General features: G+C 68.8%; 19 protein-coding genes. 12 read left to right on the top strand and 7 right to left on the bottom strand.

The features are described 5' to 3' along the window. The first annotated feature begins 34 nt into the window (after positions 1-34). From KOI47_RS27790 to secA, 3 genes are all read left to right on the top strand, one after another. Positions 35-733: a ComF family protein gene (locus KOI47_RS27790; protein WP_216209412.1), complete on the top strand. Its 699-nt coding sequence runs from the start codon at positions 35-37 to the stop codon at positions 731-733. 577 nt (positions 734-1310) lie between these two features. Next, positions 1311-2036, top strand: coding sequence for a ribosome hibernation-promoting factor, HPF/YfiA family (gene hpf / locus KOI47_RS27785; protein WP_216209410.1), 726 nt, complete (start codon positions 1311-1313; stop codon positions 2034-2036). 201 nt (positions 2037-2237) lie between these two features. Then, positions 2238-5093, top strand: coding sequence for a preprotein translocase subunit SecA (gene secA, locus KOI47_RS27780; protein ID WP_216209408.1), 2856 nt, complete (start codon positions 2238-2240; stop codon positions 5091-5093). On the opposite strand, the gene KOI47_RS27775 is transcribed toward secA, so the two are convergent. Then, a complete protein-coding gene (locus tag KOI47_RS27775) occupies positions 5090-5584 on the bottom strand; it encodes an Rv3235 family protein (protein WP_216209406.1) in 495 nt (164 codons plus the stop codon). The genes secA and KOI47_RS27775 overlap by 4 nt on opposite strands. A 149-nt stretch (positions 5585-5733) precedes the next feature. Between KOI47_RS27775 and KOI47_RS27770 the strand changes: the two genes are divergently transcribed. Beyond that, positions 5734-6129: an HAD-IA family hydrolase gene (locus tag KOI47_RS27770; protein WP_232376296.1), complete on the top strand. Its 396-nt coding sequence runs from the start codon at positions 5734-5736 to the stop codon at positions 6127-6129. Here the strand turns inward: KOI47_RS27770 and KOI47_RS36540 are convergent. Both KOI47_RS36540 and KOI47_RS27760 read right to left on the bottom strand, forming a co-directional pair. Next, entirely contained in the window at positions 6060-6374 is a 315-nt protein-coding gene (locus KOI47_RS36540; RefSeq protein ID WP_408629956.1) for a DUF397 domain-containing protein, read from the bottom strand. The two genes, KOI47_RS27770 and KOI47_RS36540, sit on opposite strands and share 70 nt — an antisense overlap. A 13-nt stretch (positions 6375-6387) precedes the next feature. Continuing rightward, positions 6388-7251, bottom strand: a complete 864-nt coding sequence (locus KOI47_RS27760) for a DUF5753 domain-containing protein (RefSeq protein ID WP_216209402.1) — start codon at positions 7249-7251, stop codon at positions 6388-6390. Positions 7252-7643: 392 nt separating this feature from the next. Here KOI47_RS27760 and KOI47_RS27755 point away from each other — a divergent pair, with 392 nt between their 5' ends. From KOI47_RS27755 to KOI47_RS27735, 5 genes are all read left to right on the top strand, one after another. Continuing rightward, positions 7644-8276, top strand: a complete 633-nt coding sequence (locus tag KOI47_RS27755) for a hypothetical protein (RefSeq protein ID WP_216209401.1) — start codon at positions 7644-7646, stop codon at positions 8274-8276. Positions 8277-8369: 93 nt separating this feature from the next. Next, positions 8370-8816, top strand: a complete 447-nt coding sequence (locus tag KOI47_RS27750) for a hypothetical protein (protein WP_216209398.1) — start codon at positions 8370-8372, stop codon at positions 8814-8816. A gap of 1 nt (position 8817) precedes the next feature. Beyond that, positions 8818-9420: a DUF3558 domain-containing protein gene (locus KOI47_RS27745; protein WP_216209396.1), complete on the top strand. Its 603-nt coding sequence runs from the start codon at positions 8818-8820 to the stop codon at positions 9418-9420. Between the two features lies 1 nt (position 9421). After that, positions 9422-10753, top strand: a complete 1332-nt coding sequence (locus KOI47_RS27740) for a WXG100 family type VII secretion target (protein WP_216209394.1) — start codon at positions 9422-9424, stop codon at positions 10751-10753. Beyond that, complete coding sequence (locus KOI47_RS27735; protein ID WP_216209392.1) at positions 10750-11499, top strand: ESX secretion-associated protein EspG; 750 nt, start codon at positions 10750-10752, stop codon at positions 11497-11499. The genes KOI47_RS27740 and KOI47_RS27735 overlap by 4 nt, the downstream gene beginning before the upstream one ends. On the opposite strand, the gene KOI47_RS27730 is transcribed toward KOI47_RS27735, so the two are convergent. Beyond that, positions 11496-12269, bottom strand: a complete 774-nt coding sequence (locus tag KOI47_RS27730) for a TrmH family RNA methyltransferase (RefSeq protein ID WP_216209390.1) — start codon at positions 12267-12269, stop codon at positions 11496-11498. The two genes, KOI47_RS27735 and KOI47_RS27730, sit on opposite strands and share 4 nt — an antisense overlap. Before the next feature lie 35 nt (positions 12270-12304). On the opposite strand from KOI47_RS27730, the gene KOI47_RS27725 reads away from it, so the two are divergent. From KOI47_RS27725 to pruA, 3 genes are all read left to right on the top strand, one after another. After that, positions 12305-13714 carry a WS/DGAT/MGAT family O-acyltransferase gene (locus KOI47_RS27725; RefSeq protein WP_216209389.1) on the top strand — a complete coding sequence of 470 codons (1410 nt, stop codon included), beginning with the start codon at positions 12305-12307 and terminating at the stop codon, positions 13712-13714. After that, entirely contained in the window at positions 13711-14208 is a 498-nt protein-coding gene (locus KOI47_RS27720) for a DUF6912 family protein (protein WP_216209388.1), read from the top strand. The genes KOI47_RS27725 and KOI47_RS27720 overlap by 4 nt, the downstream gene beginning before the upstream one ends. A 93-nt stretch (positions 14209-14301) precedes the next feature. Continuing rightward, a complete protein-coding gene (pruA, locus tag KOI47_RS27715; RefSeq protein WP_216209386.1) occupies positions 14302-15930 on the top strand; it encodes an L-glutamate gamma-semialdehyde dehydrogenase in 1629 nt (542 codons plus the stop codon). Between the two features lie 61 nt (positions 15931-15991). Here pruA and KOI47_RS27710 read toward each other — a convergent pair whose 3' ends face one another. The 3 genes from KOI47_RS27710 to KOI47_RS27700 all read right to left on the bottom strand — a co-directional run bounded on the left by KOI47_RS27710 (position 15992) and on the right by KOI47_RS27700 (position 18641). Beyond that, positions 15992-16858, bottom strand: coding sequence for a hypothetical protein (locus tag KOI47_RS27710; RefSeq protein ID WP_216209385.1), 867 nt, complete (start codon positions 16856-16858; stop codon positions 15992-15994). A gap of 31 nt (positions 16859-16889) precedes the next feature. Next, a complete protein-coding gene (locus tag KOI47_RS27705) occupies positions 16890-17669 on the bottom strand; it encodes a hypothetical protein (RefSeq protein WP_216209383.1) in 780 nt (259 codons plus the stop codon). A 183-nt stretch (positions 17670-17852) separates the two neighbouring features. After that, complete coding sequence (locus KOI47_RS27700; protein ID WP_216209381.1) at positions 17853-18641, bottom strand: LolA-like protein; 789 nt, start codon at positions 18639-18641, stop codon at positions 17853-17855. Positions 18642-18686: the final 45 nt, after the last annotated feature.

Below are 18686 nucleotides of genomic sequence, written 5' to 3'. Positions count from 1 at the left end.
GAAACTGTCGGTGCCCGGCGGCACACTCGGGGTCATGACAGTCGGAGCGAAGCTGCCATCCCTCGGGCGGGCCGTCCTCGACCTGATCCTGCCCGCGCGCTGCGCGGGCTGTGGCGAACTGGGCGCCGCCTGCTGCACCCGATGCCGCGCGGTGTGGCAGGCACCGCGACCAGTGGCGCGCGGCCCCACGGTCGCGGCGGGCCAGGCGGGCACGGTCTACGCCCTCGCGCGGTACACCGGGGTGCCGCGCCGGCTCGTGCTGGCGTTCAAGGAACGGGGGCGCAGGGACCTCGCCCGCCCGCTCGGCGAGGCGCTGGCCGGTGCGCTGCCGTACCTGCGCGGGCCGCGGCCGGACGCGCAGAGCACCTGGTGGCTCGTGCCCGTGCCCTCCCGGTCCTCGGCCGCCCGCTCCCGTGGCGGCTCCCATCTGCTCGCGCTGGCCGGCTGCTGCGCGGCCGCCATGGCGGCGGCAGGCAGGCGGGCCGTGGTGGCTCCCGCCCTGTCCCTGTCCAGGGGTGCCCGGGACGCGGTGGGGCTGGACCACCGGCAGCGGGCGGCGAACCTGGACGGCCGGGTGCGGTTGCGCGCGGACCGCGCACCACCGGCGGGCACCCCGGTGGTGCTGCTGGACGATGTGCTCACCACCGGAGCGACCGTGCGGGCCTGCGTGGCGGCACTGTCCGCGGGCGGCCTGGAGACCACCGGGGTACTGGTGCTGACCGCGGCCGGTTAGCGGTGTTCCCTCGTGTTTCGGCGCCCTGCCGCCGAGCCCGTTCTGATTCACCCACACGGGTAGGAATACGCGGGAACCTTCGGGGTGGGAGTTCGCGTTGTCCGGGTATGAGGTCACGCGTTGCAGTGGCGCACCGGCCACGGAAGGTGAGCCACCCCATCGAGGAGACGCGTGCCGGCAGCGGGAGCGTCACGCTGCGATCCCGTGCCATGTGGCCAATCGGCCGTCCGCGTGAGCCTCGAGCGGCAGCACTGCTCCGAACGAGGGGCGCACTCCGCGCTGTGGTGGACCGGCCTGTGCAGACCGTCACGAGTTTTCACCGCGAGACATCCCCCGCCTCGGGGGCTGTTCTTACCGGCGGCAGCGGGCTAACGTGCTCCGCTATCAGCATTCCCGGCAAGCAGGGAGGTGAAAAGCGCATGTCCCTGGCGTCGGTGCCGATCTTGGCGTGCTGATTCCGTGCTCGGCGACGCACGCGAGACGCCTTGCCTGTTTCGTCGAGTAATCCCCACGTCCCCGTTACCGGCGTCGTAGTGCATTTCGAATCTCGCAGCCAATTCCGCGAGGAGGGTCGTGTATGGACATCGTGGTCAAGGGTCGCAACGTGGAGGTGCCCGAACACTATCGGGCGCACGTCAGCGAGAAGCTGGCCCGGCTCGAGCGGTACGACAGGAAGGTCATCCGGTACGACGTGGAGCTCTTCCACGAGCCCAACCGCAGGCAGGCGAAGAACTGCCAGCGTGTCGAGATCACCGGCAAGGGCAGGGGCCCTGCCGTTCGCGCGGAAGCCGCTGCCGGAGACTTCTACGCCGCGCTCGATTCCGCAGTGAACAAGATGGAGAACCGTCTCCGCCGCATGCACGACCGGCGGCGGGTGCACTACGGGCGGCGTTGCCCCGAATCGGTCGCCGAGGCGACCTCCGTCAGCGCGGCCGCCGCAGGCGGCGGACCGGCGCCGATCGTCAACGGCAGGCGCCCCGCGGCGAGCACCGCCGTACTGGACGCACCGACCGCGGCCGAGCAGGGCATCGACCAGGAGTCGGCCGACTCCGCCGAGTCGGTGGCGGCCGAGGAGATCGAGCTGCCCGAACAGCGCTGGGACGATGGTGTGACCGATCATCAGCCCGGCCGGATCGTGCGCGAGAAGCAACACTCCGCCGAACCCATGACCGTCGACCAGGCTCTCTACGAGATGGAGCTGGTCGGTCACGACTTCTACCTCTTCAACGACGCCGCGGCCGGGAGGCCGAGCGTGGTCTACCGCAGGAAGGGTTTCGACTACGGCGTCATCAGGCTCGGCTGACCGGGCATACCCCACGGCAACGGCGGCCCGCACGCGCCCGCGTGCGGGCCGCCGCATGGTGTCAACCGCATCGAACGACGATGGTGTGTGCGCCCGGCTACCCACCTTCCCTACGATGGGGGTAGCGCGTGCCAGCCGGTGGGCGCACCACACCCTGCTCGGTCCGGGAATCGAACGGAAACACACAGCGAGGTCGAACGGATGGTTCTGAACCGCCTGCTCCGCGCGGGCGAGGGTAAGACGTTGAAGCGGCTGCGCAGCATCGCCCAGCACATCAACACCCTCGAAGACGACGTGAAAGACCTCTCGGACGCCGAGCTGCAGGCCAAGACCGACGAGTTCCGCAAACGGCACTCCGATGGCGAGTCCCTGGACGATCTGCTGCCGGAGGCGTTCGCGGTCGGCAGGGAGGCAGCCCAGCGGGTGCTCGGCCAGCGTCCCTTCGACGTGCAGATCATGGGCGGTGCCGCGCTGCACCTCGGGCAGGTCGCCGAGATGAAGACCGGTGAGGGCAAGACGCTGACCTCCGTGCTGGCCGTCTACCTCAACGCCATCTCCGGCAAGGGCGTTCACGTCGTCACCACCAACGACTACCTGGCCAAACGTGACTCGGAGTGGATGGGCCGGATCCACCGGTTCCTCGGCCTCGAGGTCGGCGTGATCATGTCCGACCTGCCCCCGGAGGGACGGAAGGCGGCGTACAACGCCGACATCACCTACGGCACCAACAACGAGTTCGGCTTCGACTACCTGCGCGACAACATGGCCTGGAGCCTCGAGGACTGTGTGCAGCGCGGGCACAACTTCGCGATCGTGGACGAGGTGGACTCGATCCTCATCGACGAGGCGCGGACCCCGCTGATCATCTCCGGTCCCGCGGACCAGTCCTCCCGCTGGTACACCGAGTTCGCCCGGATGTCGCCGCTGATGAAGCGCGATGTCCACTACGAGGTGGACGAGCGCAAGCGCGCCGTCGGCGTCACCGAGAAGGGTGTGGAGTTCGTCGAGGACCAGCTCGGCATCGAGAACCTGTACGAGGCGGCGAACACCCCGCTGGTCGGCTACCTGAACAACGCCCTGAAGGCCAAGGAGCTGTACCGCAAGGACAAGGAGTACATCGTCCGCGGTGGCGAGGTGCTCATCGTGGACGAGTTCACCGGCCGGGTGCTGGCCGGGCGCCGCTTCAACGAGGGGATGCACCAGGCGATCGAGGCCAAGGAAGGCGTCGAGATCAAGGCCGAGAACCAGACGCTGGCCACGATCACCCTGCAGAACTTCTTCCGGCTCTACGACAAGCTGGCCGGGATGACCGGTACCGCCGAGACCGAGGCTGCCGAGTTCCACCAGACCTACAAGCTCGGTGTGGTGCCGATTCCGACGAACCGGCCGATGATCCGTACCGACCAGGCCGACCTGATCTACAAGACCGAGCAGTCGAAGTTCGAGGCCGTTGCCGAGGACATCGCCGAGCGGCACGAGAAGGGCCAGCCGGTGCTGGTCGGCACCACGAGCGTGGAGAAGTCGGAGCACCTTTCCAAGCTGCTGCTCAAGCTCGGTGTTCCGCACGAGGTGCTGAACGCCAAGAACCACCACCGGGAAGCGCTGATCGTGGCCAAGGCGGGCCGCAAGGGCGGGGTCACGGTGGCCACCAACATGGCGGGCCGCGGCACCGACATCGTGCTCGGCGGCAACCCGGACATCATCGCCGACGAGGTGCTGCGCGAGCGTGGCCTCGACCCGGTGGAGAACTCCGAGGAGTACGAGGCCGCCTGGCCCAAGGTGCTCGAGGAGGTCAGCGCGGCGTCCAAGGCGGAGGCCGAGGAGGTCGTCGAGGCGGGCGGGCTGTACGTGCTGGGCACCGAACGGCACGAGTCCCGGCGGATCGACAACCAGCTGCGTGGTCGTTCCGGCCGGCAGGGCGACCCCGGTGAGTCCCGCTTCTATCTCTCGCTCGGCGACGACCTGATGCGGCGGTTCAACGCCGCCATGGTCGAGCGCGTGATGACCACCATGCGGCTGCCGGACGACGTGCCGATCGAGCACAAGATGGTCAGCAAGGCCATCAAGAGCGCGCAGACGCAGGTCGAGCAGCAGAACATGGAGATCCGCAAGAACGTCCTCAAGTACGACGAGGTGATGAACCGGCAGCGCAAGGTGATCTACGCCGAGCGCCGCCGGGTGCTGGAGGGCGAGGACCTGCGTGAGCAGGCCGAGCACATGCTGCGGGACGTGGTCACCGCCTACGTCGACGGCGCCACCGCCGAGGGGTACGCCGAGGACTGGGACCACGAGAAGCTGTGGACCGCGCTGAAGATGCTGTACCCGGTGGGCATCCGGTTCGAGGACCTCTCCGAGGAGATGGATGACCTGGACGCCGACAGCCTCAAGGAGGCGCTGCTCGAGGACGCGAGCAACGCCTACGCCAAGCGGGAGGCAGAGCTGGACGAGCAGGTCGGCAAGGGCGCGATGCGGGCGCTGGAGCGCCAGGTCGTGCTGTCCGTGCTGGACCGCAAGTGGCGCGAGCACCTCTACGAGATGGACTACCTCAAGGAGGGCATCGGGCTGCGCGCGATGGCGCAGCGTGACCCGCTGGTGGAGTACCAGCGCGAGGGCTTCGACCTGTTCAACACGATGCTGGAGTCGTTGAAGGAGGAGACCGTCGGCCTGCTGTTCAACCTCCAGGTCGAGCGGGCCGAGCAGCCGCAGGCCCCGGCCGCCGAGGAGGCGACCGCGCTGCCGACCGGAAGCGGGAACGGCAACGGCCAGGCCACCGGTGGCCGGCACGCCAAGCCCACCCCGCCGCAGCCGGGCACCCAGCCGAAGCAGCAGGAGGGCGAGGCCGTGCCCGCCGCGCTGCGTGGCAAAGGCCTCGGCGGTGGCAGCCAGCAGGGCCTGCAACTGTCCGGGCCCGCCGAGGGCGGCGGTGTCGAGTCGCGTGGCGGCGGTGACGGCGGCGAGGGCAAGCAAGGTGGCGGGTCCGGCGGCGGCACCCGGCGGGAGCGGCGTGCGGCCGCCCGTGCCGAGGCGAAGAAGAACAAGAAGGGTGCCCGCCGCTAGCCGCGATTCCGGTCGGCCGGTTCCAGCAGGCTGAACAGGGTGCACCGCCACCCCTGCCCGGCCTGTTCCTCGAAGCGGGCCACCAGGGCCATGACCCGGTTGCCCGCGTGCACCCGGCCGCAGGCCTCGATGGCGTCGATGGCCGGCTGGCAGGCGTGCACGCTCTTCAGCGCGTGCCGCGGTCCGATGGTGCGCGGATTCGCCATCAGCTCGCGGTAGAGTTCCCTGTCCAGCAGGGAGCGCACCTGCGTGGCCTGCCGGTGCCCGGTGCTGGCCTCCAGGATCACCGTCAGCATGTCGTGCAGCCTGCGCCGTTCCAGCACCGGGACCGGCGGGGGCGCGGGCCTGGCCGCGGCCGGCCTGCGCCCGCCGAAGGTGAGGTGCAGGTCCAGGGCGAGCTGCCCGGTGTGCACGTACCGGATCGGTGCCCGGCGCATCGGCGGTTCGTACGGTTGCAGTGGCCGCAGGGCCGCCCGGTATGTCGTGCGCAACGTCCCGTTCCCTCCAGGTCGGTCGTGGTGGCGGCGGAACCCGGATGGAAGGCCCGCCCATAGGACAGAGCGCGCAGGGGCCCGAATTCGGTCAAGGACCGCCCGAGTCGGTGACTTGTGCTCGTTTCGGGTCGCTAGGGTGGGCGCTTGTGCTACGTGGGCTGGTGCTGGACTACGCGGGCGTGCTGACCGACACGGCGGGAGGAAACCTGCTCGTGGCCGTAGAAACCGCCCGCGACCAGGGGATTCGCACCGCCCTGCTGTCCAACGCCGCCGGTGGCGGGGCGGCGCGCCGGGCAATGCGCCCGTACTTCGACGCCGTCGTGTTCTCCGGCGAGGTGGGCGTGGCCAAGCCGGAGGCCGAGGTCTACCGGATCACCGCCGACCTGCTCGGCCTCCCCGTGCAGACCTGCGTCTTCGTGGACGACTCGGCGAGCAATGTGGCCGCCGCCGTCGCCGTCGGCATGGTCGGCGTTCAGCACACCTCGGTGCAGGAGACCCTCACCGAACTGGCCGCCCTCTTCCCCGGCATCCTCGACCCCTGACCGCGTGTTTGCCCGCCACGCGCACGTGTTTGCTCCCCACGCGCACGCGTTTGCTGCTCAGGAACGCAGGACCGCGCGAAGCGCGTCCCAGGCTTCCGCCCCGAGGACCAGGAAGCCACCCCAGGGCACTTCGAATCCCGCACCGCCGCCCCGTCCTCCAGCATCGCGACCTCGACACACTCGTTGCCGCCGCCATTGCTGTAGCTGCTTGTGTGCCAGATCGCGTCGGTCAGGTCGGCGGGCATCATGTTCTCCAGTCTATGCGTCCTCCAGGCCGCCCCCGATCGTGGAGATGAGCTCGGTGGAGTCCTCCGGGTCCAGCGCCACCTCGCGCAGGCCTTCGAAGTTCAGCGTATATGTCTCGACATCCTCCGCTTCCTCTAGATAAACGCCCTTGTTGACGAGCTCGACATAGCCGACATCGGGTTGGTCGGTAGCGAACGACAGGATGCTGAAGGGAGTGCCCATCGCCGGGTAGGCACCAGACCTCGCCGAAATGACCCGTAGATCAACGTTTGGGAGGGCGGCAACCGAGATCAGGCGGCCCAACTGACGCCGCATTACGCCGGGGCCACCGATCGTCATCCGGAGCGCATTCTCGGTGATCACTGCCTCGACCTTGAGCGGGTTGCCGTCCTGCACTCGGGCTTGTCGCTGAATGCGGGCGTCTACGCGAGCTTGAAGCAGCTCCTCTGATGCGCGTGGAAGGAATGAGCGGCTGATCGCAGCGGCATACTCTGCCGTCTGCAACAATCCAGGAATCAGGTCGATCTTGAATAGGCGAACCCTGCTGGCTTCGGCCTCCAACTCCACATAGGCGAGCACGTCGGCTGTCAGAGCACCCTTTTTGGCCTCCTCCCACCATGCCTTGTCCTGTACCGCCAGGGTTGCGTTGAATACCTCGTCCCGTACGGACTCGGCCACGTCATAGATCAACGCCAGGGTCATGACATCCGCCGGTGTGATCGGCTGGGCCGCGTTCTCCAGACGGGACTGTTTGGCCGCCGACCACCCCGCCCTCGCCGCGGCCTCACCGCTGCTCAGCCCGGTCGGTTCGCGCCACTCGCGGAGCGAGCGGGCAATCCGCCGTAGTCGGATGCTCGGGTTGAACGGTTCGGGCACGGCTTCCTCCGGCTTCGCTGCTGATCACGGCCACGCAGAGCCTACTCAGCGTCATGCAACCTTGGCTGTCACTCAATGGTGTGGACTGTGGAACTGTCATGGAATTTTCATGACAAGCTGATTGCGTAGTGCGAGGTTGCTGACTGGAGAGGACGTGCCGTTTGATCCCCATGTGCGGGTGGATGCCCGAAGCTGCTCGAATCGCAGGTCCGGCGGCGCCTGCGCACTATGTCCCTGCTGGTTGTGAGACCGTAGAGGGTGGGTACGACACCGAGTTCGTCGCCCTCTGTGGTGCCCGGTGCTACCCGCTGTACGGAACCGACCCGGCTGGCCGCCTTGCCCGGCATCCGCGTTGCTCGGCCTGTGAACAAGGCGCACCGCCGCGACGGCGGATGGTGCCGCGGCCGTCGTTCCGGTTGCTGGCTTGTGCGGGCGCGCTGCTCGCCGCGTCGTGCACGAGCGAACCGCCGGGCCGGGTCAGCGACGGCGTGACGGCCGGACTCGACGCGTTGCCGTCCACGCCCACGGAGGTCAGTGCCACGATGCACGAACTAGCACGGCTGCGCTGCTCGATCGTGTCGGAGACCGAGGTTCAGCGGTTGCTCGAGGAGAACATCAGCCAGCAGATCGACAAGTACAGTTCCGGTCCCGGCATGGACCAGTTGACGTGCAGGTGGGTCGGAAGCTCGCCGATTCCGGGGCGGGACCGTGGGGTGCATGGCCGGTCATTGACCTTGCACGCGAACATCATGCTGCGGGCTGACGACCCGGAAGGTGCGGCCGCACGGTTCTTCAGGGGCAAGTTCGTCTCCAGAGGCGGCTGGGAACGCACTGACCTGGCCGGAGCCGATAGAGCCGCGCTGCACCGGCCGCGCGCGCATCCGGAGGTGAAGACCCTGTCGATCGGCTTCCAGGTCGGGAACGTACTGGTCAGGCTCAGCCATGACGACGCGGGTTCCACGCAACAGCGGGTCGAGGACGAGACGTTTGACCTGGCGAAACGACTCATTGCTCGGCTCAGGTGATCCGTCGTGGTGATTTGCCACGACACGCCCACCACGATCCTCCTTCTCCGCTACGCTCGTCTGTTGGACGGTCACGTTTTGCGGGGAGACAGGATGGCTGACGAGGCAGTTTCAGGCGTGGGAGCGGGTGCGGCGGCAGCGGCTGTTCGGCAGGTCTGGGGCCAGTCGTTCCTCGATCAGGTCGCCGCGGGCGCCAGCGGATCCAGTGGAGGAGGGGGCTTCCGGTTCCCCAGCGCTGAGGAGATCGACTCCGTGATCCGCAAGTGGGAGGCGGAACACGAAACAATCATTGAAGACGGCGAGGATATCGGCTACCTGCTCGAACTCGCGACACCGCCAGCCAAGGATCAGGCGAGCACAGGTTATGTCGAAACGGCCAGGGCGTCTCTGAAGAGGCTCCAGGAGCAGAACATGTCGATGCGTAGCTACGTCGAGACCTATATCGAGAAGCTTTTGGCGGCCAAGCGAGCGCACCAAGGGCAGGAGGCTGAGAGTGAAGCGGCCTTCTCGCGGGCCAATTCGATCACTGACGGTCTTTAGTATGCGTCATTTTCTTCTGATCGTGCTGGCTATGCTGACACTGATCTTGACCGGTTGTTCGAGTGGTGAAGTTAAGGGTACGCCGATGCCCTCTTCCGGCTCAGACGGCGCTGGCGATGTCCCGCAAGTTACTCAGCCGCTGGACGCGTCCCGGTACGTGAATGACCCCTGCGGTTTGGTGCCGTCGCCGGTCCTGACGGGACTTGGTTACACCAAACCAGGGGATGCCAAAACTAGTAAAGCTGACCAGATGTTGGCTGGGCCGAGCTGTGGTTGGCATGTTCGAGGGAAGATGGAATCGCTCAGTGTTGGGCTGCAAACTGGTAATCGCGATGCCGGTGCTGGCGGTCTAGCGGGTCTGTATGCTGCCTTTCAGGATGGGCAGTTTGGATACTACGAGTCAGCGGAACCCATAGACGGGTATCCGGCCGCGTATGCCGACGGTAGCGACGGTCGGCCGCGAGGCTACTGCAGACTGTGGGTCGGAATCGCGGATGATCTGACCTTCACGGTCGGTGCGTCCGGGTACGACACCGAACAGAATTCCTGCGGAACGGCACGGCAGGTTGCTTCGGCGGTGTTGGACACTCTGAAAGGGGGCTGAGATGGGAGAAGTGGTCGGCACGGCCAGCATGAGCGGCGAGGTCATCTACCACAATTTCACCGAGGGTGACTCTCGCCGGCTGAACCTGGCATCCGAGCGGATCGCGGCACTGTCCGCCAAGTACCTGGACCGTGCGCAGGGAATCGACGGCCTTCGGGACCAGATGAACCAGTACTGGGAGGGCGACAGCGCCGGAAAAGCCAATGCGGGCGCCGGGCTGCTGGCGAAGGCTTTCGCGGACACCGCCAACCCGCTGGATATGGCGAAAGAATCGCTGCAGGGCCAGTCGGAATCATTCGAACGGTCCAAGAACAGCGTGGTTCCCGTACCGCCTGCCCCGGAGGCGCCGAATCCGTGGACCACGGGACTGAAGGCGGCGATTCCGGTGGCGGGGCCGTTCATGGCCCAGGATGACATCGATTCCTACCAACAGGGAATGCGCGCGCACAACGAGGCAGCTCAGCACAACGTCGACGTCATGGGCCAGTACTCGGCGGCCACCGGTGCCACGCAGGGTGCGCTGCCAAGGGACTTCGGCGTGCTGACCTCCGACGGGGCGGCGATCTCGATCGGCAGCGGGAACACCGGCAGCGTGCACGGTGCACAGGCCGGCATCCCGGATACCACCACGGCCTCCACGGTGAACCCGCCCTTGGCCACCCCGACCGTGAGCGGCGGCGGCCCGGTGACGCCGACGCCGAACGTCAACCCGCCGGTCAGCACCGGTGGCGCTCCGCCGACCACCAGTGGACCCTCCTCCGGGCCGGTGACCTCCCCGCCGCCGACCGGCCCCGGCCGTACGCCGGGACCCACCCCGGGGCCCGTCCCGATCGGCGGCACCCTGAACAACCGAGGCGAGGACCAGAACCGGCGCAACACCGCCAACCGGAAGCCGGGCACCACCGGCTTCCGCCGTAGCAGCGAGCGGGGGACCGCGGGCGAGCGGCTGCGCAACCAGCCCGGCCAGAAGGGCGGTGGCCAGGCCAAGGGCGCCCCGGCGGCCAGGGGAGGCGCCGCGGGGCGTGCCGGGCTCGGTGGTGAGGGCGTCACCGGGCGCGGCGGCACGCCGGAAGGCCCCCGTGGTCTCGGCGCGGGCAAGGGCAGCGGCGCCGGGGTGCCGGGCACTTCCGCCGCGGCGGAGACCGGCGCGAAGGGCACCACGGCGGCCCGGGGCGGCACGGCCGCCGGACCGATGGGTGCCGCGGGCGCAGGCCGCGGCCGTGGCGGCGAGGACGAGGAGCGCAAACGCCCCGCCTACCTCGAGGAGAACGACCCCGACGAGGCCTTCATCGGCAAGCTGGGCAAGACGGTCCCGCCGGTGATCGGTCAGTGATCCAGCGGCGGGTCGACCTCCCGGTCGACGTGCTGGCCGCCCTCACCACGCGGGAGAACCTCGGCCCGTTGCACCTCACCCTCCAGCCGGAACCACGGTGGCTGCCCGATGAGGAACAGCACGCCGCGCAGGCGCGCCTGGAGGACACGCTGATCGAGGCAGGCCTGCTGCACCGGGACGGCCGGGTCGACGCCGGCCTGCTCGACGCCCTCACGCTCCTCACCGGCGCGGCGGTGGAGTACTACGGCTGGTTCACCCACGAGGGGAGCACCTGGGGCGTGCTCGCCGCCTGCCGCGGGCTGGCCGGCCTGCTCGCCGTCCGTGCGGACGACCAGGTCGCCCTCGCTCCGGTGCACCACGAGGCCCTGGCCGAGGCTCTGGTGGAGCAGTTGCCCGAGGCCGTACCCGGCGGCGGCAGCCCATGGACCGTCGGCATGCCCGAGTTCCACGAGGCCGCCGAGCGCGGCAGTGCCGACCGGGCCCGCAGCCAGGGTGTGCGCGAGATCGTCAAGGTCGTGCAGCGGCCGGTGCTCGGCAGCGGCGAGCTCTACGTCGCCGAGCGCGACGACCTCGGCCGCTACCTGCGACTGGAACAGCCCCTGCACTATGTGGACACTGACTGGGGCCGCTACCTCAACTACACCACCGGCAGCGGCGACGAGGCCGAGATCCACGTCGCCCCAGGGTCACCTGCCGCGCTGGCCAGTACCCTGCGCGCGCTGCGCGGCCGGCTCGTCCGGCCCTAACGCCCCCTGCGCACCAGCTCGAAGCACAGCACCGCGGCCGCGGCCGATACGTTCAGCGACTCCACCTCACCGGGCATCGGGATGGACAGCCACTCCGAAACCCGCTCGCGCACCTCCGGACCAACCCCGGCGGTCTCCCCGCCCAGCACGAATGCCGCCCGCGCCGGAAACTCGGCCTCGAACAGCGAGCCGGATCCCGACGCACCCAGCCCGTACAGCCGGTAGCCAGCCCCGGCCAGCAGCCCCGCCGCCTCGGCCGCGCTCGCGCAGCGCAGCATCGGCGCCCGGAACGCCACCCCGGCTGAGGCCTTCACCACCAGCGGGTCCAGCGCGGCCACGCCGCGCCGCGGCACCACGATGCCGCCGAGGCCCGCCGCGGTGGCGGTGCGCAGGATCATCCCGACGTTCGCCGGGGTGGTGATCCCGTCCAGCACCAGGACCCGTGCGGGCGGCTTCGGCCCGGCCAGCGCCGCCGCCAGCGGGCGCATCCGGCGCGCCACCACATCGGCCAGCACCCCCTGGTCCTGCTTGCCGTTTCCGGCCAGCACCTTCACCCGGTGCGCGCTGGCCCGCTGCACCGGCACCCCGCTCGCCCGCGCGGCGCGCCGGATCTCCGCCACCACCGGCCCCCGCACCGAGTCCGCGAGGATCACTTTGTCGACATCCAGGCCCGGGTCGCCGAGGGCCTCCAGCACCGGTTTGCGCCCGTACACGGTCAGGAACCGATCCTTCGGGGACACCGCCTGCGACGCCGGAGACTCAGCACTCACAGCATCAAGTCTCGCACCTGTGTCAGGATCGACCCATGCCAGACCGCCTGTCCGCGCTCGACGCGTCCTTCCTCTACCTCGAGGACCCCACGACGCCGATGCACGTCGGGGGTGTGGCGATCTTCGAACGGCCCAGGGAGGGTTTCAGCTACGAGGACCTGCTCGCCCTGATCGGCCAGCGGCTGCTCTACCTGCCCCGATACCGGCAGCGGGTGATGCGCATCCCCGGCCACCTGGCAAGGCCGGTCTGGGTGGACGATGTCGACTTCGACCTGAACTACCACGTCCGGCGCTCAGCGTTGCCGGCCCCCGGCACCGATGCCCAGTTGTTCGACCTGGTCGCGCGGCTGCTCTCCCGGCCGCTGGACCAGGAACGCCCGCTGTGGGAGGCCTACTTCGTGGAGGGCCTCGCCGGGGACCGGGTGGCACTGGTGACCAAGACCCACCAGTCGGTGGTGGACGGGATCGGCACCGTGGATCTCGGACAGCTCATCCTGGACTCGGTCCCGCAGGGATGCGGGCCACCCGAGGAGGACACCTGGACCCCGCGCAGGCAGCCCAGCAGGGCCCAGCTGCTGCTGGACGCGATGGGCGAGACCGTGCAGCGCCCCGGCGAGCTGCTGGAGAACGTCCGTTCGGCCGCCCAGGACGCGGTGGCCACCGCGGAGAAGGTGGTCGGCACGGTCGGTGGCGTGGCCTCGGCGCTGCGCACCGTGGTCCGTCCGGCTCCGGCCGGGCCGCTGAACGCGCATGTCTCCGGCGGCAGGGTGTTCTCCGTGGTCCGCACCAAGCTGGAGGACTACCGGCAGGTCAGGGCGGAGCACGGCGGCACGGTCAACGACGTGGTACTCGCGGTGATCACCGGTGCGCTGCGTGAATGGCTGATGTCCAGGGGCACGGCGCTGACCTCGGTGGAGACCGTGCGCGCACTGGTGCCGCTGGCGGTACGGGACGCCGAGACGGAGGAGTTCTCCTCGGCCGGCATCATCGGCAACGAGGTGGTCGCGTACCTGGTCGACCTGCCGGTCGGGGAGCCCAACCCGGTGCTGCGGCTGCAGCACATCGGGCACGCGATGACCGAGCACACCGACTCGGGGCGCTCGGTGGCGGCCCGCGCGCTGCTGCGGGTCGGGGGTTTCGCCCCAGCCACCCTGCACTCCCTGGGTGCCAGGGCGGCCGGATCGTTCTCCGGCCGCATCTTCAACCTGGTCATCACCAACTCGCCAGGTCCGCAACAGCAGCTCTACGCGGGCACGGCGCGGATGGTCGAGATGTTCCCGGTCATGCCACTGGCCAGGGGGCAGGCGCTCGCCATCGGCGTCACGTCATATCACGGAAACGTCTACTTCGGATTGAACGGCGACCGGAAAGCGATGTCCGATGTGGACTTGCTGGCCGATATGCTGAGGGATTCGTTGGCGGAACTGAAGGGGATCAACTGGTGAGGGTTTACCTGCCCGCGACCATCGGCATGCTGCGGAAGTTCGTGGCCGACGGAAAGTTCACGCCGGTCAGTGGGACGGCGTTCGCGCTGACCCCGACGCTGCGCGAGTCCTACATCAGCGGGGACACCGAGGAGCTGGAGTACGCCGCACTGGCCGACGCGGCCCGTGCCTCGCTCCGGCTGATCGCCGCCGAGGAGGACGGCGAGGAGTTCCCCCGGCGGGTGGTCATCTCGGCCGATGTGGATGACGTGACCCTGCGGCCGGACCTGGACGACGCCGTGGTCCGGATCGGTGGCGCGGTGTCGCTGGACGAGGTGGCCGCGGTACACGTGGACCTCATCGAGGCGGAACGGGACGTGCGGGCCGCCGCCGAGGTGGTGGACGAGGCCGACCTCGGCAACCCCGACGCCGAGTTCGTCCTCGGCGGCGCCGAGGACCACGAGCTGGCCTGGTACGCGCCCCAGGAACTGCCCTTCCTGCTGGAGCTGATGTAACCGCCGCGACGTGGGACCATGGGTGCCGGGCGGCCGGCCCACGAGGCTGGCCCACGAGCGATCATCGGGCAACACCCAGGAGGCGAGCACATCATGGATGCTGTGACCACCGTTCCCACTCCGGCGAACGAACCCGTGCACACCTACGCGCCCGGCAGCGCGGAGCGGGAGTCGCTGCAGCGCAGGGTGGCCGAGCTGGAGGCGGAGAAGCACGAGCTCACCCAGACGATCGGCGGGCGGCGCAGGCGCGCGGGCGGCGAGGCCTTCGACGTGGTGCAGCCGCATGACCACGCGCATGTGCTCGGGATCGCGGCGCAGGCGACCAACGATGATGTCGCGGACGCCGTGGACGCCGCGAAGCGGGCGGCAAGGGAGTGGAGCGAGCTGCCCTTCGACGAGCGCGCCGCCGTGTTCCTGCGCGCCGCCGACCTGCTCTCCGGCCCTTACCGGGACACCATCAACGCGGCCACCATGCTGGGCCAGTCGAAGTCCATCCAGCAGGCGGAGATCGACGCGGCCTGCGAGCTGATCGACTTCCTGCGGTTCAACGTGCACTACGCCCGCCGCATCCTCGCCGAGCAGCCGAACTCGGTGCCCGGGGTGTGGAACCGGATGGAGTACCGGCCGCTGGACGGCTTCGTCGTCGCGATCACCCCGTTCAACTTCACCGCGATCGCGGGCAACCTGCCCAGCGCCCCCGCGCTGATGGGCAACACCGTGGTGTGGAAGCCCACCCCCACCCAGCAGCTCGCCGCGCACTACACCATGCAGGCCTTCGAGGAGGCAGGACTGCCGCCCGGCGTGATCAACATGGTGACCGGCGACGGGCAGGCGGTGAGTGAGGTCGCGCTGACCGACCGTGGCTTCGGCGGCCTGCACTTCACCGGCTCCACCACCACCTTCAAGAAGCTGTGGCGCACCGTCTCGGACAACCTGGACAACTACCGCGGCTACCCGCGGATCGTGGGCGAGACCGGTGGCAAGGACTTCGTGGTCGCGCACCCCTCGGCCCGCACCGACAAACTGGTGCCCGCGCTGGTCCGCGGCGCGTTCGAGTACCAGGGCCAGAAGTGCTCGGCGGTCTCCCGTGCCTACGTCCCGCGCTCGCTGTGGGAGGGCGGCGTACGCGAGGAGCTGGCCGACCTCACCCGCACCGTGAAGTACGGCGACGTCACCGACCTCTCGCTGTTCGGTGGCGCGGTGATCGACTCCCGTGCCTTCGCCAAGCACAAGCGGTTGCTGGACAGCGTCCCCGGCGACTCGGCGCTGTCCACGCTGGCCGGCGGCGGCTGCGACGACTCGGTGGGCTACTTCGTCGAGCCGACCGTGCTGGTCTGTGACGACCCGGGGCACGAGGTGTTCTCCACCGAATACTTCGGCCCGATCATGGCCGTGCACGTCTATGAGGACAAGGACTACGAGCGGATCCTCGAGCTGGTCGACGGAAGCGCCGACTACGCGCTGACCGGCGCGGTGTTCGCCGACGACCGGACCGCCATCCAGCAGGCACACCGGGCCCTGCGGTACGCGGCAGGCAACTTCTACGTCAACGACAAGCCGACCGGCTCGATCGTCGGCCAGCAACCCTTCGGCGGCTCCCGCGGTTCGGGCACCAACGACAAGGCCGGCTCGATGTTCAACCTGCTGCGCTGGGCCAGCCCGCGCTCGATCAAGGAGAACTTCGACGCGCCCTCGGTGATCACCTACCCGCACATGGGCTGAACGCGCGAAAGGGCGCCCGCGACCTGCGCGGGCGCCCCTTCCGCGGTTTCGCCGGTGCGGGTCAGCGCGGCATCTCGATGGTGCCGACCTTGTCCGCGGGTGGCGCCGAGATGTCCACCGGGCTGCCCCAGTCGGTGTAGCGAATGACCACGGAACCGCCCTGGTCCGGCTGCCCCTGTGCCTTGGCCATCGCGGTCACGTCCATCACCATCTTCAACGGGAGCTGCTGCTCGTTCAGCCAGATCTCGAGCGGCATCGGCCCCATCTTCTCCAGCTCGGCCTTCTTCTCCGCGTCGAGCTGCTGGTCGAGGTCGCCCAGCTCCCCCTCCATCCCGGGAGGAAGCTGGTCCTTCATCTCGCGCAGCTGGATCTCCATCATCTTCGCCACGTTCAGATCGACCCAGTAGTGTGTGGCGGCTTGCCCGTCCAGCTCGGTGCGCTCGCTGTTGGTGATGGTGCCCGCCTCGCGGATCTGCTCCAGGCTCTTGCTGACGTCCATCTGCTGACCCATCTTCTGGAACACCGGGCCGAGCATCCTGGACATCGGGTCATCGGCGTCCCCGCCGATCTTCAGCCATTCCTTGCCCTGCATATCCGGCATGTCGCCGAAGCCGCCGCCCTTGAGGTACATCTCGTCGCCGATGAACCGGAGCTCGATGGTCTCGCCCTCCATTTCCCCGGTCATCATCAGCGCCGGGTTGCCGGGTTCGAACCGCCCCGCGCCCTCGGCTTCCGTCTTCTCCCCGGCCGCGTCCATGCTCAGGGTGAACTTCGCCGTCCGGCTCTCCTGTGTGCCGGTCATCGCGGCCTGGACCAGCTCCTGCACGGAGCCGAACGGCTCGGCCTTTCCTTCCGTCTCCCCGCCGCTACATGCGGTGAGGCCGAGGGTCAGCGCGAGGCCGGCGGCCGCGAGCGCTGTTCTGCGCATGTTCAGTTCCTGCTTTCCTGTCGATGTGTATTCAGTTCTCGCTGACGTGGTCAGGGTGCGGTGCCCCGATCACGTCCGGGGCACCCCAGTCGGAGTACGTGGTGGTGAAGGTGGCGCCCTCTCCTCCGCTACCGGACGCCTCGACGACCTCGGACATGTCCAGCGTGACCTTGACCGGAAACCGGTCGGGGCCCAGCCAGAGCTCCATCGGAACCGTGTCGACCCTGTCGGCAATCCGGTTCGCGACCTCCTCCGGCAGCCCCTCCGGCTGTTCCCACGCGATCAGCTCCTCGATGTCGAGGTCGATCAGGTAGCGCATCGTGGATCCGGCGTCCGGCCGCATCGGGTCGAGGCTCCAGATGACGCCCGCGGCCTCGATCTGACCAAGGGCGTAGCTCAGGTCCGCCTGGTCGATCATCTCCTGGAGCTGCATACCGAGCAGCTGAGTGGCAGGGTCCACCTCGTCCGGGGTGGCCACGCTCCACGTCTTGCCGTCCGGTTGCCGGACGTAGAGCGTGCCGTCAACGAAGCGCATCTCGACCGGGCGGCCCCGCACATCCATGGTCATCGAGATGGCCCTGGAGCCGGCGAAGAAGCGGCCCGTGCCGGTGGCCGTGGTCTTCTCCCCGCCGATGTCCATCTCGAAGGTGTAGTTGGCGGTCGGCTTGCTCACCAGGTTCGCGCGCACCGCGTCGGCCAGCTCATGGGCGGAAGCGAACGTTTGCGCCTGCCCCCGTACGGCGTCGCCGCCGCAAGCGGTGAGCGTGAGCGCCAGCGACAGCAGGCAGAGCCCACGCCCGGTCCTACGCACTTCCGTGCCGTTCCTTTCCCATGCCTGATGTCGGCGGGTGCGCCGAGACGAGGTCAGTACCGGGACAAGGTTGGCACAGCGGTACGACATCCCGCCGGTCTTTTCCGGAATCGACGGAACGTCCGCCGCGTACGAAACGGCCCTCGCCGCGCGGGCGAGGGCCGTTTTCGGTGCTGAACCGGGTCAGTTCCCCTGGACCTGGTCGGCAGGCGGCGCCTCGATGTTCACCGGCGCCCCCCAGTCGGAGTACGTCATGGTGACCTTGCCGCCCTGCCCCGCGGGTGCGCCCGCGGCCTCCATCACCTTGGCCATGTCCATGGTGACCTGCAGCGGCAGCTCGTCGGCGCTCAGCCACAGCTCCATCGGCAGCTTGTCGAGCTTGCCTGCCATCTGCTCGTTCACGCCCTGCGGCAGGCTGGCGGACTCCTGCTCCAGCAGCTTCTGGAAGTCGAGCTCGACCACGTAGTGCGTCGCGGGCTGCCCGTTCAGCTCGGTCTGCTCGCTGCTGGTGATCGTGCCGGCCGCCTTGATCTGGTCGAGCGCGTTGCGCACGTCCATCTGCGAGGTCATCTGCTCGATGCTGCCGCCCATCGCGCGGGACATCGGGTCGGTGCCGTCCTTGCTGGCCTTGGTCCAGGGCTTGTCCCCGGTGGCCTGCGGCTGCTTGAGGTACAGCGCGTCGTCGACCAGCCGCAGCTCGATGTTCTGGCCGAGCATGTCCATCGTCATCGACATGGCCGGGTTCTCACTGTCGAAGCGACCCTCGCCATTGGCCTTCATGGTCATTCCGGCGACGTTCATATCGAAGCTGAACTTCGCGGTCTGGCTCTTCTCGGTGCCGGTCAGAGCGGCCTGGACCAGCTCCTGTGCATTACCGTAGGTCTGCGCCTGACCCTCGATGCTCTCGCCACCGCAACCGGTGAGCGCGAGGACCAATGCGAAACCCCCAGCCGCGAGGGCCGTCTTGCGCATGCGATCGCCTGCTTCCATTTTGGCTCGTGTCGTACACGAGTGTGA

Origin of the sequence: Amycolatopsis aidingensis, assembly GCF_018885265.1 — a bacterium.
GTDB classification, from domain to species: domain Bacteria; phylum Actinomycetota; class Actinomycetes; order Mycobacteriales; family Pseudonocardiaceae; genus Amycolatopsis; species Amycolatopsis aidingensis.
Note: the sequence above shows the minus strand (reverse complement) of the source record. Positions and strands in the feature narration are given on the sequence as shown.

What these genes read in the sequence shown, in the direction of transcription:
- KOI47_RS27790 (WP_216209412.1), top strand. Translation starts at nt 35, where the DNA reads ATGACAGTCGGAGCGAAGCTGCCATCCCTCGGGCGGGCCGTCCTCGAC.
- hpf (WP_216209410.1), top strand. Translation starts at nt 1,311, where the DNA reads ATGGACATCGTGGTCAAGGGTCGCAACGTGGAGGTGCCCGAACACTAT.
- secA (WP_216209408.1), top strand. Translation starts at nt 2,238, where the DNA reads ATGGTTCTGAACCGCCTGCTCCGCGCGGGCGAGGGTAAGACGTTGAAG.
- KOI47_RS36540 (WP_408629956.1), bottom strand. Translation starts at nt 6,374, where the DNA reads ATGCCCGCCGACCTGACCGACGCGATCTGGCACACAAGCAGCTACAGC.
- KOI47_RS27755 (WP_216209401.1), top strand. Translation starts at nt 7,644, where the DNA reads ATGGTGCCGCGGCCGTCGTTCCGGTTGCTGGCTTGTGCGGGCGCGCTG.
- KOI47_RS27750 (WP_216209398.1), top strand. Translation starts at nt 8,370, where the DNA reads ATGGCTGACGAGGCAGTTTCAGGCGTGGGAGCGGGTGCGGCGGCAGCG.
- KOI47_RS27745 (WP_216209396.1), top strand. Translation starts at nt 8,818, where the DNA reads ATGCGTCATTTTCTTCTGATCGTGCTGGCTATGCTGACACTGATCTTG.
- KOI47_RS27740 (WP_216209394.1), top strand. Translation starts at nt 9,422, where the DNA reads ATGGGAGAAGTGGTCGGCACGGCCAGCATGAGCGGCGAGGTCATCTAC.
- KOI47_RS27725 (WP_216209389.1), top strand. Translation starts at nt 12,305, where the DNA reads ATGCCAGACCGCCTGTCCGCGCTCGACGCGTCCTTCCTCTACCTCGAG.
- pruA (WP_216209386.1), top strand. Translation starts at nt 14,302, where the DNA reads ATGGATGCTGTGACCACCGTTCCCACTCCGGCGAACGAACCCGTGCAC.
- KOI47_RS27710 (WP_216209385.1), bottom strand. Translation starts at nt 16,858, where the DNA reads ATGCGCAGAACAGCGCTCGCGGCCGCCGGCCTCGCGCTGACCCTCGGC.
- KOI47_RS27700 (WP_216209381.1), bottom strand. Translation starts at nt 18,641, where the DNA reads ATGCGCAAGACGGCCCTCGCGGCTGGGGGTTTCGCATTGGTCCTCGCG.